Source organism: Streptomyces sp. NPDC088246 (genome assembly GCF_044741025.1).
Taxonomy (GTDB): domain Bacteria; phylum Actinomycetota; class Actinomycetes; order Streptomycetales; family Streptomycetaceae; genus Streptomyces.
The window spans coordinates 340,359-355,172 of sequence record NZ_JBIURV010000004.1 but is presented as its reverse complement, the minus strand read 5'-3'; the positions used below and the strand labels follow the sequence as shown (position 1 = coordinate 355,172).

16 protein-coding genes are annotated in these 14,814 nt (G+C 71.1%); 7 read left to right on the top strand and 9 right to left on the bottom strand.

The genetic code is table 11. The annotated features are described in order from the left end of the window. On the top strand, nucleotides 1-369 hold a 369-nt coding region (locus ACIPEK_RS09245), incomplete at its 5' end, for a GNAT family N-acetyltransferase (RefSeq protein WP_401992711.1). A gap of 15 nt (nucleotides 370-384) precedes the next feature. Continuing rightward, on the top strand, nucleotides 385-1,089 hold the full coding sequence (locus ACIPEK_RS09240; RefSeq protein ID WP_401992743.1) for an ABC transporter permease: 705 nt from the start codon (nucleotides 385-387) through the stop codon (nucleotides 1,087-1,089). A gap of 396 nt (nucleotides 1,090-1,485) precedes the next feature. Here the strand turns inward: ACIPEK_RS09240 and ACIPEK_RS09235 are convergent, their stop codons facing one another. Beyond that, nucleotides 1,486-2,772 (bottom strand): geranylgeranyl reductase family protein, encoded by a 1,287-nt coding sequence (locus ACIPEK_RS09235; protein WP_401992708.1) that lies wholly within the window; start codon nucleotides 2,770-2,772, stop codon nucleotides 1,486-1,488. 97 nt (nucleotides 2,773-2,869) lie between these two features. Here ACIPEK_RS09235 and ACIPEK_RS09230 point away from each other — a divergent pair, with 97 nt between their 5' ends. After that, nucleotides 2,870-3,394: a GNAT family N-acetyltransferase gene (locus ACIPEK_RS09230; RefSeq protein ID WP_383073460.1), complete on the top strand. Its 525-nt coding sequence runs from the start codon at nucleotides 2,870-2,872 to the stop codon at nucleotides 3,392-3,394. A 180-nt stretch (nucleotides 3,395-3,574) separates the two neighbouring features. Here ACIPEK_RS09230 and ACIPEK_RS09225 read toward each other — a convergent pair whose 3' ends face one another. After that, the gene (locus tag ACIPEK_RS09225; RefSeq protein WP_383073457.1) at nucleotides 3,575-4,267 is read right to left on the bottom strand and encodes a demethylmenaquinone methyltransferase; all 693 of its coding nucleotides are present in this window, start codon (nucleotides 4,265-4,267) and stop codon (nucleotides 3,575-3,577) included. A 245-nt stretch (nucleotides 4,268-4,512) separates the two neighbouring features. On the opposite strand from ACIPEK_RS09225, the gene ACIPEK_RS09220 reads away from it, so the two are divergent. Continuing rightward, nucleotides 4,513-5,133, top strand: coding sequence for a DUF3152 domain-containing protein (locus ACIPEK_RS09220; protein WP_401992740.1), 621 nt, complete (start codon nucleotides 4,513-4,515; stop codon nucleotides 5,131-5,133). Nucleotides 5,134-5,357: 224 nt separating this feature from the next. Here ACIPEK_RS09220 and ACIPEK_RS09215 read toward each other — a convergent pair whose 3' ends face one another. The 3 genes from ACIPEK_RS09215 to ACIPEK_RS09205 form a co-directional block, all read right to left on the bottom strand. After that, the gene (locus ACIPEK_RS09215) at nucleotides 5,358-5,702 is read right to left on the bottom strand and encodes a hypothetical protein (RefSeq protein ID WP_401992703.1); all 345 of its coding nucleotides are present in this window, start codon (nucleotides 5,700-5,702) and stop codon (nucleotides 5,358-5,360) included. Next, complete coding sequence (locus ACIPEK_RS09210; RefSeq protein ID WP_401992700.1) at nucleotides 5,699-6,313, bottom strand: RNA polymerase sigma factor; 615 nt, start codon at nucleotides 6,311-6,313, stop codon at nucleotides 5,699-5,701. Before ACIPEK_RS09210 ends, ACIPEK_RS09215 begins: the two co-directional genes overlap by 4 nt. Before the next feature lie 75 nt (nucleotides 6,314-6,388). Then, nucleotides 6,389-6,721 (bottom strand): hypothetical protein, encoded by a 333-nt coding sequence (locus ACIPEK_RS09205; RefSeq protein WP_401992697.1) that lies wholly within the window; start codon nucleotides 6,719-6,721, stop codon nucleotides 6,389-6,391. A gap of 501 nt (nucleotides 6,722-7,222) precedes the next feature. Between ACIPEK_RS09205 and ACIPEK_RS09200 the strand changes: the two genes are divergently transcribed. The 3 genes from ACIPEK_RS09200 to ACIPEK_RS09190 all read left to right on the top strand — a co-directional run bounded on the left by ACIPEK_RS09200 (nucleotide 7,223) and on the right by ACIPEK_RS09190 (nucleotide 9,618). Continuing rightward, complete coding sequence (locus ACIPEK_RS09200; protein WP_401992694.1) at nucleotides 7,223-7,732, top strand: SigE family RNA polymerase sigma factor; 510 nt, start codon at nucleotides 7,223-7,225, stop codon at nucleotides 7,730-7,732. A 10-nt stretch (nucleotides 7,733-7,742) separates the two neighbouring features. Beyond that, nucleotides 7,743-8,687, top strand: coding sequence for a hypothetical protein (locus ACIPEK_RS09195; protein WP_401992691.1), 945 nt, complete (start codon nucleotides 7,743-7,745; stop codon nucleotides 8,685-8,687). A 79-nt stretch (nucleotides 8,688-8,766) separates the two neighbouring features. Further along, a complete protein-coding gene (locus tag ACIPEK_RS09190; protein ID WP_401992688.1) occupies nucleotides 8,767-9,618 on the top strand; it encodes a DUF3152 domain-containing protein in 852 nt (283 codons plus the stop codon). Between the two features lie 15 nt (nucleotides 9,619-9,633). Here ACIPEK_RS09190 and ACIPEK_RS09185 read toward each other — a convergent pair whose 3' ends face one another. The 4 genes from ACIPEK_RS09185 to ACIPEK_RS09170 all read right to left on the bottom strand — a co-directional run bounded on the left by ACIPEK_RS09185 (nucleotide 9,634) and on the right by ACIPEK_RS09170 (nucleotide 14,617). Beyond that, entirely contained in the window at nucleotides 9,634-10,287 is a 654-nt protein-coding gene (locus ACIPEK_RS09185; protein ID WP_401992685.1) for an imidazolonepropionase-like domain-containing protein, read from the bottom strand. A gap of 7 nt (nucleotides 10,288-10,294) precedes the next feature. Continuing rightward, entirely contained in the window at nucleotides 10,295-11,494 is a 1,200-nt protein-coding gene (gene mqnC / locus ACIPEK_RS09180; RefSeq protein ID WP_093894616.1) for a cyclic dehypoxanthinyl futalosine synthase, read from the bottom strand. Nucleotides 11,495-11,566: 72 nt separating this feature from the next. After that, entirely contained in the window at nucleotides 11,567-13,363 is a 1,797-nt protein-coding gene (locus ACIPEK_RS09175) for a protein kinase (RefSeq protein ID WP_401992682.1), read from the bottom strand. A 375-nt stretch (nucleotides 13,364-13,738) separates the two neighbouring features. Continuing rightward, complete coding sequence (locus ACIPEK_RS09170; RefSeq protein ID WP_401992679.1) at nucleotides 13,739-14,617, bottom strand: menaquinone biosynthetic enzyme MqnA/MqnD family protein; 879 nt, start codon at nucleotides 14,615-14,617, stop codon at nucleotides 13,739-13,741. Between the last annotated feature and the right edge of the window lie 197 nt (nucleotides 14,618-14,814).

Below are 14,814 nucleotides of genomic sequence, written 5' to 3'. Positions count from 1 at the left end.
CCGACGGACCGGGCCCACTTCGACGCGCATTGGAAGCGCATCCTCGCCTCGCCCGACGTCGTCACCCGCACCGTGCTCGCGGACGGCGATGTGGTCGGGCACGCGGCCGTGTACGGCGAGCCGGGCGAGCGGGAGGTCACGTACTTCATCGATCGCTACTACTGGGGGCGGGGCATCGCGACCGCGGCGCTGTGGGGGCTGCTCGCCGAGGTCCCCGAACGCCCGCTGCTCGCCCGGGCGGCGGCGGACAACACCGGATCGGTGCGGGTCCTGGAGAAGTGCGGCTTCAAGGTCGTCGGCGAGGACCGGGGCTTCGCGAACGCGCGGGGAGCGGAGATCGACGAGCTGGTGTTGCGGTTGGACGGATAATTTTCCCCACCCCACCTGCCGCTGCTGTTCCTGCTGCTGTTCCTGCTGCTGTTCGTCTACGTCTTCGGCGGCACCATGGGCGCGGGTCTGCCCGGAGCCCCGGCGGGGGACCGCGGCGACTACCTGACGTTCATCACTCCCGGGATCTTGGTGATGGCGGTGGCAAGCGTGTCCATCAGCACCGCGGTCTCGGTCGCCACCGACATGACAGGCGGGATCATCGACCGGTTCCGGACCATGGCCATCGCCAGGGCCTCGGTGCTCACCGGCCACGTGCTGGGCGCGATGGTCCAGACCGCGCTGGCACTCGCAACGGTCTTTGGCGTGGCGTTCCTGCTCGGTTTGGAGACCGCCGCCTCGGCGATGCAGTGGTTGGGCCTGGCCGGTCTGCTCGCGCTGCTGTCGTTCGCGATGACCTGGTTCACCGTGGCGCTGGGGCTGGCCAGCCCGAACCCGGAGGCCGCGAGCAACTGGCCGGTGATCTTCATCATGCTGCCGTTCGTGGGCAGCGGGTTCGTGCCGGTCGAGTCAATGCCGACCGGGCTGCGGTGGTTCGCCGGGTACCAGCCGTTCACGCCGATCATGAACGCCTTCCGCGGTCTGCTTGCCGGATCACCGGGTGGTTCGGACGTGCTCGGGGCCATCGGCTGGTGTGTGGTGATCGGGCTGGTCGGCTACCTCTGGTCGCGGCGTCTCTATCGGACCCGGGCTGCGAACTAGGAGAATGATGTGTTCGACACCCTGCCGCCGACCCGTCGGCTGATCGAGTTGCTGACGAAGCGAGGCTGGACCGGCTGGACCAAGCTTGAGCGCGTGGACCCAACACAGGGTGCGGCCGGAGCACGGTAGGAAGACGCTGCGGTCGGCATTTCTGGCGGGTGGGGCCCTGCTGATCTTTACTGCCCGCAGCCGGCTTCTGCGGCGTCCCAAAGCCACGTGCAACTGAGGTTCAGTGGGCTGAACCCGGTAGTCCGGTCAACAACTCGATGCCTTCCTGTGCCGCAGCGACCGGCAGCCGGTCGCTGCTCCTCCGTGGGCATACGTACATCAAAAGGACCGGCCGGCCACGGCCGCGCTCACCGACTGAGCACGGCCGTGGCCGGTCCGGATGGCGGCTCAGGCCTTCGGGGCCACCTTCGAGAGGCCGTTGATGATGCGGTCCATCGCGTCGCCGCCCGTGGGGTCGGTGAGGTTGGCGAGCATCTTCAGGGTGAACTTCATCAGCAGGGGGTGCGTCAGGCCGCGCTGGGTGGCGACCTTCATGACCTTGGGGTTGCCGATCAGCTTCACGAAGGCGCGGCCCATCGTGTAGTAGCCGCCGTAGGTCTCCTTGAGCACCTTCGGGTAGTTGTTCAGCACCAGTTCGCGCTGGGCCGGGGTCGCACGGGCGTGGGCCTGGACGATGACGTCCGCGGCGATCTGGCCCGACTCCATGGCGTACGCGATGCCTTCGCCGTTGAACGGGTTGACCATGCCGCCCGCGTCACCGACCAGCAGCAGGCCCTTGGTGTAGTGCGGCTGGCGGTTGAAGGCCATCGGGAGGGCGGCACCGCGGATCGGCGTCGTCATGTTCTCCGGGGTGTAGCCCCAGTCCTCCGGCATCGACGCGCACCACGCCTTGAGGACCTCGCGCCAGTCCAGCTCCTTGAATGCGGAGGAGGAGTTGAGGATGCCGAGGCCGACGTTGGACGTGCCGTCGCCCATGCCGAAGATCCAGCCGTAGCCGGGCAGCAGCCTGTCCTGGGGGCCGCGCCGGTCCCACAGCTCCAGCCAGGACTCCAGGTAGTCGTCGTCGTGGCGGGGCGAGGTGAAGTACGTACGCACGGCCACGCCCATCGGGCGGTCCTCGCGGCGGTGCAGGCCCATGGCGAGCGACAGCCGGGTGGAGTTGCCGTCGGCGGCGACGACGAGCGGGGCGTGGAAGGTGACCGGGGTCTTCTCCTCGCCGAGCTTCGCGTTGACGCCGGTGATGCGGCCGGTGCGGTCGTCGACGATCGGGGCGCCGACATTGCAGCGCTCGTACAGCCGCGCGCCCGCCTTCTGCGCCTGGCGGGCCAGTTGCTCGTCGAAGTCGTCGCGCTTGCGGACCAGTCCGTAGTCCGGGTACGAGGCGAGATCGGGCCAGTCCAGCTGGAGGCGGACGCCGCCGCCGATGATGCGCAGGCCCTTGTTGCGCAGCCAGCCGGCCTCTTCGGAGATGTCGATGCCCATGGAGACGAGCTGCTTGGTGGCGCGCGGGGTGAGTCCGTCGCCGCAGACCTTCTCGCGGGGGAAGGCCGTCTTCTCCAGGAGCAGAACGTCCAGTCCGGCCTTGGCGAGGTAGTACGCGGTCGTGGAGCCGGCCGGGCCTGCCCCGACGACGATCACATCCGCGCTGTGTTCGGAGAGGGGCTGCTCGGTCACGGTCGGATCTCCCGAAGACTCGAAATCGCGTGCCGCGCGGCACCTGTCCCGTGCAGTCTATGGGGGCCTGCTGACCGACCTTCCGAAGGGCTCCCCGATGTCGACCGCGCCTTCCGCCGCTCCCTCCGTACAGTTGCGCGTCCCCACCGACGAGGACGCGCTGTCCTGGCACCGCGCGTTCGACGACCCCGAGGTGATGGAGTTCTTCGGCGGGACGTCGGAGGAGATTTCGATGTACGAGGAGTGGACCGCCCGCCAGCGCCGACTCGACGCCGAGCTGGGCTACTGCCTGTGGACGGTGCTCGGCGAGGACGGCGACGTGGCCGGCTTCACCGGCGCCCAGCCCTGGCCGCAGACCGAGTACGGCCCGGTGGGCGAGATCGAGATCGGCTGGCGGCTGGCCCGCTCCGCCTGGGGCCGGGGTTACGCCACCGCCGCCGCGCGCCTCACCCTGGAACGGCTGCGCGCCGCCGGGGTGGAGAAGGTGGTGGCGACGATCGACGCGCGCAACGAACGGTCGATCGCCGTGGCCCGGCGGCTGGGGATGGAGCGGGCGGAGAGCTTCACGACTGAGCGGGCGGGACAGGTGGTGCAGTGCTTCCGGCTGGCGCTGAATGCGTGACGAGCCGGATCAGTCGATGTCGTTGAGCATCCAGGTGGCCAGGGCCGGCGGGCTCGGACTGTCGGACGGGGCATGAGAGCTCCGGCGGCAGAACGGGGACGGGGAAGACGTGCGGCGTATCGACGGACACATCTTCCCCACCGTCCGGTTCCCCTCAACGGGAGTCACCGGAGCGTTGCTTCAGGGGCGTACGCCCCGGTGCAGCGCCACCACACCACCGGTGAGATTGCGCCAGGCGACCTTCGACCAGCCGGCCCGCTGGAGCTTCGCCGCAAGTCCGGCCTGGTCGGGCCAGGCGCGGATGGACTCGGCGAGATAGACGTACGCGTCGGGGTTGGACGAAACCGCGCGCGCGACCGGCGGCAGCGCCCGCATCAGGTACTCGGTGTACACCGTGCGAAACGGCGTCCAGGTCGGCTGCGAGAACTCGCAGATCACCACCCGGCCGCCCGGCTTCGTCACCCGGTACAGCTCGCGCAGCGCCGCATCCGTGTCCTGGACGTTGCGCAGCCCGAAGGAGATCGTCACCGCGTCGAAGGTCTCGTCGCGGAACGGCAGCCTGGTGGCGTCGCCCGCGGTGAAGGGGAGCCAGGAGTTGCGCTTCTTGCCCTCCTGCAGCATGCCGAGGGAGAAGTCGCAGGGCACGACGTACGCGCCCGTCGCGGCGAAGGGCAGCGAGGACGTCGCCGTGCCCGCGGCCAGGTCGAGGACCTTCTCCGCGGGTCGGGCGTGCACCGCCTTCGCGACCTCCTTGCGCCACAGCCGGGCCTGGCCGAGCGACAGCACATCGTTGGTGAGGTCGTAGTTCGCCGCCACGTCGTCGAACATCGTGGCGACTTCGTGCGGCTGCTTGTCCAGGGAGGCTCGGGTCACCCACCCATTCAAGCAGCCCGGTCCGCGGTGCTTCGCGCCGGTCGCGAGTCGGCGCCGGGTGGACTGAACCAATTGGGTCCATCGGCAGTCAGTACAGAGGGGACACAGAACACAGTGCCATCGGGAACCAGGGGGGAGCCCAGATGTCCGCACAGGGGGCACGTCGGCGGCTACGGCCGGAACGCGGCCGGAAAGGGTTGTTCGTCGCTGTTGTCGTCCCGGCGGCGCTGATCTGTGCCGCCGCTGTGGTGGGGCCCCGGTGGAGCACCGACGCCGGGGGGAAGACGGCCGCACCGTCCGCGTCCGGGACCTCGTCGGACGTCGGCACGTTCACCGTCGCCCGCGCAGGCGCCCCGGACACCGGCAGGGGCAACGCCTACCGGGTCGAGGTGGAGGACGGTTCGGGCGTCGATCCCGACCGTGCCGCCGCCGAGATCGCCCGCATCCTGGCCGCGCCACGGGGCTGGTCGCACCACGGCGAGCACACCTTCCGCCAGGTGACCGACGGTCCGGCGGGACTGGTCATCCGTATCGCCACCCCCAGGACCACCGACGCCATCTGCGGGCGGAGCGGCCTGGACACCCACGGCGAGGTCAACTGCCGGGTCGGCGCCGACGTCATGGTCAACCTCAAGCGCTGGCAGCAGGGATCACCCGAATTCCACGGCCCGCTCGCCGACTACCGGGCCCTCATCATCAACCACGAGGTCGGACACTGGCTGGGCCACGGCCACGAGACCTGCCCGGGCAAGGGCCGCCCCGCCCCCGCGATGATGCAGCAGATCTACGGACTGAAGGGGTGCGTCTCCAACCCCTGGCCGTACGACGCCAAGGGGCATTACCTGGGCGGCCCGTCGGTACCGTGACGGGCCCGTCCGTCGGACGGGCCCAGGGGCTGTCTCTGCGATCACGGGCGAAGCCGGATGATCACGGTCGCGAAGGTGGCTGTGATATTCAGGTTCGTCGCCCTCGTCACATGGAGCGTAGAGCAGCAGGTTGCGGGCGGTCCGTGGGAGCTGTTCCGGGGTACGGCGCCAAAGGTGCCGACGGGCAGGCGAGTATGCCGTACCGGCCGCGATCGGGACATGATCTATGGCGGGCTGATCACACGGGAGTCCGCATCGGACGGGCCTGCCGGGCGCGCAGGTGTGGCCGGTACTGGTTCACTGATGCCCGGGGCGCGAGCGGGTGGCACCGGAGCCGGGTCCAGCGGGCTTCCGGGCAGCAGCACCAGCAGGCACACGGCCACCACGGCAGCAGCCACACCGAGCGCGGCGAAGGCAACCCTGCGCACCCGGCGCACTCCCCAACTGCGTCCCTGCGGAGGTGCGTCGCGGCGCAGGTCGCGGTGCGTGACGAGCACGGCGCGGGCGGCCAGCGCGGCGCGCAGCCGGTCCTCGGTCGCAAGTCGGCGGTCTTCGGCACTCGGCTTCATCGGCCCGCCTTCAGCTTCTTTTCCAGGACATCCAGCGCGCGGCTCGCAGTGGACTTCACCGTGCCGCGGGACAGCCCGAGCGTCTGCGCGATCTGCGCCTCGGTGAGCTCCGACCAGTAGCGCAGCACCAGTACCTCGCGTTGACGCCTCGTCAACTGTGCTAGTGCTTCAAGAACTTGACGGTGCTCCTCGGCGAGCAGTAGCCCCTCGTCGACGGGCGGCCCATAACCCTGGTGGGGCGGGTTGTAGGCACGGGCGGTGCGACGTCTGCGCAGCACGGAGCGGGCCGCGTTGACCACGGCGGTGTACAGGTAGGCCCCGGGGTCCTGGAGCCCGTCCAGCAAGGTGCCGTGCATGCGGCAGACAGCGGCGAAGGCGTCCTGGACGACATCCTCGGCAGTGTGCAGATCGTCCACCAGGAAGAGCGCGAGCCGCACCATGTCGAGTCGCCGTGCCTGGTACAGCTCGGTCAGCGTGGGCGGCGGCTCGTCGTCGTACGGCGTACCGAGTGCCCGCAGATGATGTCCCTGCTTCGGCACGTCCTCGGTCCGGGGCATGCGGGAGAGCAGACGGGACCACCAGGGTGGCGCTGCGGGAATGGCGTACTGCATGGACCTCGATCCGTCGCGGGAGGGGCGGGCGGGCCTGCGGAAAGGCCGGCCCGCCCCGTGGTGCTGCCGCTGTTGCTACTTCTGGACCGCGCTGCCCGGCTGGATCACCAGGGACGCATCGGACGGGACGGGCACGGTGCCGGGCTTGCCCGCGCCGGCCGGCTTGCCCGCCTCGACGACCTTCGGAGTACCGGCGGGCTTCGAGCCGACGGGCTTCGAGCCGACGGGCTTCGACGCGGTCTGCGGGGCTGCGTCCCCGGTCGTGGTGACCTTCGGCGCGGCCGGCTTCACGCCGGAGTCGGCAACGGCCTGCACGGCGAAGCCGCCGCCCAGCAGCAGCGCGACACCGGTGACGGCACCCAGGACCCGGGGGCGGAGACGGTGGTTCCACTTGGCGTGCGAAGACATGGGATTCTCCCGAGGAAGTGGCGGAAAAGCGGTCTGGAACAACAGCTGAAGTGCGCCTTCAACCCACCAGACGTGCGACACCCCCCGAGGTTGCGGCCACATCCGAGAAACCTCACCACGGCCTGCTCTTCGGGGAGAGAGCGTGCCCGGTCCCCGCAGGCCGGCCCTGAGCTGCCGCGCAGTACAGCAACCGGCGCACACGGGCCTACCTGCGGTGCCGGGGCCTTCGGCATGTGATCCCGGAGAAGGCCGACCAGGCGGCCAGGGCCTGTCCGGCGGAAGACCAGCCGTCCGCCGAGCACCGTCGCCGTGCAGCTCCCGGCGCCTGCGGTGCGCAGCGCCGCCAGGGCCCGTACACCGAACACCGCTGCCCGGTCGGCGCCGCCTCGCGCCGGTCGTGCGCCGGCGCCGGAACGTTCCGGAACTCGGCTTCAACCTTTTGGCCACGGCATTACTCAGTAGAGAGGTGAGAGACCACCGAGACCCCGGAGAGGGGGACAGATGACCGCAGACGGCAGTCGGGACTCCACCGGATTCGAGGAGTTCGCCCGGGCGAACCAACGGCGTCTGTACCGGACCGCATATCTGCTGTGCGGTGATGCGGACAGCGCCCGCGATCTGACCCAGACGACGCTGGCCAAGCTCTTCCAGTACTGGCACCGGGCGAGCAAAGCCGACCATCCCGCAGCCTATGCGCGCACCGTCCTCACCCGGACGTATCTCGCCGAGCGCCGGCGCCGGCTCCGCGACTTCCTGGCCCACAGCCATGTCGACGCCCCGCCCTCCGCGGTGGGCCCCGAGCTGACGGTGACGCTGCTGACCGCGCTCGCCGAACTGCCGCCCCGCGCCCGGGCGATGGTCGTCCTGCGCTACTGGGAGGACCTGGGCGTGCAGACGGTCGCCGAGCTGCTGCGCTGCAGCGAGTCCACCGTCAAGAGCCAGTGCTCACGCTCGCTCGCCACGCTTCGTACGCGGCTGGGCGACCCGCACCTCTACACCACCCGCAGCTGAGGAGAACGTCATGGACATGTTTCCGGAAGGTGCGCCGCAGGAGAGCGAGGCGCGGCTGATGAGGGAGGCCATGGCGGAGGCGGCCGAGGGTGCGCCACCGCTGCCGGACCTGGTGCCGGTCGCCCTGGCCGAGGGCCGCAGGCGCCGCACCAGGGCGCGGGCGGCGATCGGCGGCGGGATGGTGGCAGTGGTGGCGCTCGGAGTGCTCGGCGTGACGCTGCCGTCCTGGGGTACGGGCGCCGGTACGGGCGAGGGCGCCGCGCGGGTCGGGGCGCCTGCCGCACCGAGCACGGGGCACGGGACCCCGTCCCCCGTGCCCACCAGGCCCACGACCGACTTCCCGACGCCGCCCCCCTCGCTCCCCTCGTTCCCCGGGCCGTCACGTACGCCCGTCCACATCCAGCCCACTCCGGGCGAGTCGTCCATGGCCGATCTGCCCGCCACCGAGCGCGGGCGGCAGGAGGAGTTCCAGCAGCAGGCGGCGGCCGTGCTGGACGAGCTGCTTCCTGCGGCCTTCGGCACGGTACGCCCGGTCGACCTGGCCGTCAGCCGGTACCAGGGCGGGTCCGGGGGGCATGTCTTTCCCGTCGTCTTCTCCATACAGCCCGCCGGCGACGTGTCCGGCAGCCCGGCACAGGAGCCGTGCCACTACGGCCCGAAGAAGAAGTACCAGTGCGAAAAGGCGGCGCTGCCGGACGGCATCGTGGCCCGCACCGTCACCGCCGTCGGGAGCTCGAAGGGCGGGAAGGACATCGTCGGCGTCAGTGTCCGCTTCGCTGTCAAGGACAGCACCGTCGTCCTCTCGGCCGACGGCGACGACTCCGCCATGGTCTCGGCGCCGGTCACCGCCGACCAGCTGCTCCAGGTCGCCCGGGACGCCCGCTTCCTGCGCCTCGTGCAGTACGCGGCCGCGTTCCCGATGGAGCCGGAGCGGGGGTCCGTCCATGGCGGGTGAGGAACGGGGCCGCCGGGGGCGGGGCCGGGGTCGTGCTGCAACCCGGCGGGCCCGCCGCCGACGGACCCGGATACGGGTGATGGGTGCTCTGCTGGTGCCGGGCGCGCTGCTCTGCGGGGCGCTGGTGTGGGGGCCGTGGGGCGGCGGTGATGGGGCGTCTGCGGTGGCGGACGCCCCGTCGGACCGGGTGGCGGTGTCGTCGTCCCCGGCCTCGGCCCCCGGACCGGACTCCCGTTCCGTGCCCGGCCGTCCGCTCCCCTCCGCCTCGGGTGCCACCTCCGACGCCGGGAAGAAACGCGAGGCGAAGACGAGGCCCGAGCCGAGGAAGCGGGCGGACGAGTCCCGGACCTCGCGCGGGTCCGTGCCCGTACATGGCTCCGGTACGTTCGTCACCGCCGCCGCTGCGCGCACCGGCAGCCATGGCACCGGCACCGTCCACCGCTACCGCGTCGAGGTGGAGCGGGGCACCGGTCTGGCCACACGTCCCGCCGCGGCCGCGATCTCCGAGGTGTTCGGCGACCCGCGCGGCTGGACCCGCACGGGGCACGACGCGTTCCGGCAGGTCGACTCGGGCCCGGCCGGTCTGGTGATCCGGATCGCGACACCGGACACCGTCGACCGGCTCTGCGGGGCGTACGGGCTGAACACACACGGCGAGGTCAACTGCCGTGTCGGCACCACGGTCGTGGTGAACCTGAAGCGGTGGATGCGGGGGTCACCGCAGTTCGACGGGCCGCTGGCCGAGTACCGGGCGCTGATCATCAATCACGAGGTCGGCCACTGGCTGGGCCACGGCCATGAGACCTGCCCGGGACCCGGACGCCACGCGCCCGCGATGATGCAGCAGATCGACGGGCTGAAGGGGTGCGTCGCCAACGCCTGGCCGTACACGGCCACGGGCAGGTACATAAGTGGCCCGTCCGTTCCCTGACGGGCTCCGGAGCGCCTAGCGCCGCCGGTACACCAGCCGCCCGCCCAGCACCGTGGCCACGCACCGCCCCGCCCCCGCCGCGCACAGCGCCGCCTCGTCGGGTACGTCGAAGACGGCGAGGTCGGCGCGGCCGCCGACGGTGAGCGGGCCGTGCACGGAACCGGGCAGGTCGTACCCCTCCACGAACGGGTCCAGGCTCGGTTCGCCGACCAGGATGCCGGGGGCGCCGACGACCGAGACCTCCGTCATACCCGAGCGGGCAACGGCAGTGCGGACGGCCGGGTCGTGAAAGCGGCCCGCGAGGTGCGTCGTGCCGTACCGCAGCATCTGCTGCAGCCCGCGCCGTACGCTGCCCGCCCGCCGCGTCGCGTCCATTTCACCGACCAGCCGCTCGAACGCCTCGCCCCACAGCGGCTGGTCGCCGAGCGCGTCCGCCTCGCGCGGGTCGGGGTGGTAGCAGCGGGTGAGCAGCCACAGCCCGTGCCACTGCCGCAGTCCCGGCGTGATGACGCCCGGCCATGTGCGGACCCGGGCCGTGGGGTGGGCGGCCACGACCTCGTCGTACGGTCCGAGGGCGACGATCCGGTCGCCCTCCACGGCCACCGCACCCTGCGCAACGGCAGCCGCGCCGACCGGAAGAACCAGCGGCGCGGCATGAACGGTCAGCAAGGCGGCCTCAGTTGGCGTTGAGGAGCTTCAGCTCCGGATGGGCCGTGCCGCCCTCGATCGCCGTGGACGAGATGTGCGAGACGACGCGCTCGTCGACCGGGTCGTTCGCCGGGTCGTCGTGGACGACGAGGTGCTCGTACGTCGTGGCGCGCTGCGCCGGTACGCGGCCCGCCTTGCGGATCAGGTCGATGATCTCCAGGCGGTTGGAGCGGTGCTTGGCACCGGCCGAGGAGACGACGTTCTCCTCCAGCATGATCGAGCCGAGGTCGTCGGCGCCGTAGTGCAGTGACAGCTGGCCGACCTCCTTGCCGGTGGTCAGCCAGGAGCCCTGGATGTGCGCGACGTTGTCGAGGAAGATCCGGGCGATGGCGATCATCCGCAGGTACTCGAAGAGCGTCGCCTGCGTCCGGCCCTTCAGGTGGTTGTTCTCCGGCTGGTACGTGTACGGGATGAACGCGCGGAAGCCACCCGTGCGGTCCTGTACGTCACGGATCATCCGCAGGTGCTCGATGCGCTCGGCGTTGGTCTCGCCGGTGCCCATCAGCATGGTGGAGGTGGACTCGACACCGAGGCGGTGCGCGGCCTCCATGATCTCCAGCCAGCGCTCACCGGACTCCTTGAGCGGGGCGATCGCCTTGCGCGGCCTGGCCGGCAGCAGCTCGGCGCCCGCTCCCGCGAAGGAGTCGAGACCGGCTGCGTGGATGCGCTGGATGGCCTCTTCGACGGAGACCTTGGAGATCCGGGCCATGTGCTCGACCTCGGAGGCGCCGAGCGAGTGGATGACGAGCTGCGGGAACGCCTTCTTGATGGCGGAGAAGTGCTCCTCGTAGTACTCGACGCCGTAGTCCGGGTGGTGCCCGCCCTGGAACATGATCTGCGTACCGCCGAGTTCGACGGTCTCCGCGCAGCGGCGCAGGATGTCGTCGAGGTCGCGGGACCAGCCCTTGGCGGTGTCCTTGGGCGCGGCGTAGAAGGCGCAGAACTTGCAGGCCGTCACGCACACGTTCGTGTAGTTGATGTTGCGCTCGATGATGTACGTCGCGATGTGCTCCGTACCGGCGTAACGGCGTCGGCGTACGGCATCGGCGGCCGCGCCCAGTGCGTGCAGCGGCGCCGACCGGTAGAGGTCGAGGGCCTCCTCCGGAGTGATCCGACCGCCCTCGGCGGCTCGGTCGAGGATGGGCTGAAGGTCGGCCTTCTCGGTCACCGGGCTGTCACCTTTCGGCGGTTTTTCAACGGATCTACGGACCGGTTCAGCCTACGCCAGCCCCTGTCGAGGTCAGCTGCCGGACCGGGTGAGCGTGCCGTACGGGCGTCCCGCGCCGCTCTCCTCGGACCGGAAGCGGAGGGTGCCGTCGGCGGCGCGTGTGAAGTGGACGTCGGTGGTGGTGGAGGTGCAGAGGGTCGGGTCGCCGGGGCGCTGCGGATCGGCGCGCTCCCGGAGCGTCAGTTCCTTGTCGGTGCCGGACGAGAGGCTGGCGACGCTGTTGCAGCGGACGGTCAGTCCGAGAGCGCTGACCTCCGTGGTCATACGGACCACGTCCGCGCCTTTCTTCCCCTCGGTGAACACGGCGGTGAGCGTGCCGTGCGACTGCCCGGAGGTCTTCTCGGTGATCGGGCCCTTCCACGTGCCGATGAACGCCTTCGGGAGTTCGCTGATCTGCTCCGGGCCACCCGTGCCCGAGTCCGATGGCTGCGACGGCCGCCCGGAGGGCGTGGCGGCCGGCGGGGTGTGGCCGACATCGCCGTGTTCGGCCGTGTCCCGGCCGCCGCCGCCCGGCATCAGATCGAAGATGTACGCACTGCCCACGGTCACGGCGGCGAGGGCGCCCGCCACGGCGAGGGCGACGGTGCAGCTCAGCCTCCGGCCGCGGTTCGCATCGGGGCGGGCCGGGGCGGAGTCCGCGCTGACGGTGACGGAGAAACGGGGGTCGGGCGTACGTTGCCCGGGCAGCCCGGACGACCCGGTCGGCCGCGATGTCCCGGCCGACTCGGCCATACCGGCGGTCGCCGGCCACGAGGGCGGCCCGTTCGGCCGGGGCGGCCGAGCCGGTTCATGCGACGGGAACGGCTCGATCGGCGGACCGAACCCACCGCCCGCACCACCTGCGCCGTTGGCGCCGTTCGCGCCCCACGCCGCACTGCTGAACGGCACCGGCCCCGACTGCACCGGCGCGTCCTGCGGTTCCAGGTCCAGCAGTGCGACCGCCGCCCGGCTGACCTCGCGCACCAGAGGACCCGGCAGCCAGCCCGCCGCCACCAGCGCCGCCGCCCCGCCCGGCGCCAGCTGCCGGGCCAGCTCCGTGGGGGTCGGCCGGTCCTCCGGGTACTTCGCCAGACACCCGGCGACGACGTCCCGCAGCTCCCCTTCCAGCTCCCCCAGCTCGGGCTCCTCGTGCACCACCTTGTAGAGCAGTACGGCCGAGGAGTCGCCGAGGAAGGGAGCGGTACCGGTCGCCGCGTACGCGAGCACCGCGCCGAGCGAGAAGACATCGGCCGCGCCCGAGATGCCCTCACCCCGGATCTGCTCCGGTGCCATGTAGCCCGGCGAGCCGACCGAGACCCCGGTGGAGGTGAGCGAGGCGGTGGCACCGATGGCGTGGGCGATCCCGAAGTCGATCAGCCGGGGGCCGTCGAGGGCGAGCAGCACGTTGGACGGCTTCACATCGCGGTGGATGAGGCCCTGCTCGTGCACCGCGGCCAGCGCCTCCCCGAGTCCGGCACCCAGCGTCCGCACCGCGTGCTCGGGCAGCGGCCCGTGCTCGGCGACCGCGGTGGACAGCGGGGGCCCGGCCACATAGCCGGTGGCGACCCATGGAATGGGGGCGTCCGGGTCGGCGTCCAGGACGGGCGCCGTCCACTGCGCACCGATCCGCCGTGCCGCGTCCACCTCCCGCCGGAAGCGGGCCCGGAACTGCTCGTCGAGAGCGAAGTGGGGGTGCACGACCTTGACCGCGACAGTACGTCCGCCCGCGCTGCGCCCCAGATAGACCCGGCCCATTCCGCCCGCACCGAGCCTGCCGAGCAGTCGGTAGGCACCGATGGTCAGCGGTTCGCCGGCTTCCAGCGGCTGCATATGGACTCCCCCTGTGGACCGGCCGGACCTCCGACCGAAGCCTAGGGGCGAAGGTCATCGGGTCACAGGGGAAACCATCCGCCGATTTCCCCCCTAAGGGAACGAACAACGGCTTTCGACACAACAAAAGGCGTGAATGCGTCGTTCACCCGAGCGATTCCGGAACAGGACCAGGACTCTCCCCGGACACCATCCGGGAATCGGCTATTCGACGCGTATTTACCCGAATCGACAGCCGGGCCGGGAGAAGGGGCGAGAGCGGGGGCGGGAAGAGATATCAACCGCAGAGGTACAGGATTCCCCTATAGCCCCGGCCATTCCCGCGCACGGCGTACTCGGCGCACGTCCGGCGTCCCGCCCCGCCCCGCCGCCCGGTCAGCCGCCGAGCAGCTCGACCTTCACGTCCGCCGGGAAGCCGGTCGCCGGACCGACCCGGCGTGCGAACTCCTGTACGCCCGCCAGCTGGTCCGGGCCGAAGCGGAAGTCCAGGGTCGTGAAGTACCGCTCCAGCACCTCCGCGTCGAAGGCCTCCCAGCGCGCCGCCTGCTCCGCGACCTTGGTGACCTCCTCCAGGGAGACGTCCCGCGAGGCCAGGAAGGCCTCGTGCACCTTGCTCACGTGGTGGGGCTCGGCCGCCAGATAGTCCTTGCGGGCCGCCCAGACCGCGAAGACGAACGGCAGCCCGGTCCAGTCCTTCCACATCTGGCCCAGGTCGTGGACCTGGAGACCGAGCCGGGGTGCGTCGTGCAGGTTGGCGCGCAGCGCGGCGTCGCCGATCAGTACGGCGGCGTCCGCCTCCTGCATCATCACGCCGAGGTCCGGCGGGCAGGTGTAGTAGTCCGGGCTGACCCCGTACCGCTCGGCGAGCAGCAGCTGGGCCAGACGCACGGAGGTGCGCGAGGTCGAACCGAGCGCCACCCGGGCCCGGTCCAGCTGGTCGAGCGGCACCTGCGACACGATCACGCACGACATGACGGGCCCGTCGCAGCCCACCGCGATGTCCGGGAAGGCGACCAGGTCGTCGGCGTTGCGGAGGAACTCCACCAGCGTGACGGGGCCGATGTCCAGATCGCCCCTGATCAGCTGCTCGCTGAGCTTCTCCGGGGTGTCCTTGGAGAGTTCCAGGTCGAGCAGGGTTCCGGTTCTCGCCAGTCCCCAGTACAGGGGGAGGCAGTTCAGGAACTGGATGTGGCCGACGCGCGGCCGGCTGCGACGGCCGTCGCCTGCGACGGTTGAGACGGTTGAATGGTCCACATCGCGAGGCTAGACCCGTGGCGCCGCCCGGACGGCACCGGGTGCGCGGGGCGTCACCCGACCCCACTCCAGGGACGCACCGATGCCGCCCCGGAGGAGCGGCGTCAAAGCCTTCCCCGCACCGCCTGAAGGCGCCTCCACAACACCCTCCGGGACACCCACTTCGTCAGCTCATCGGCACGGCTATCAAACATCCG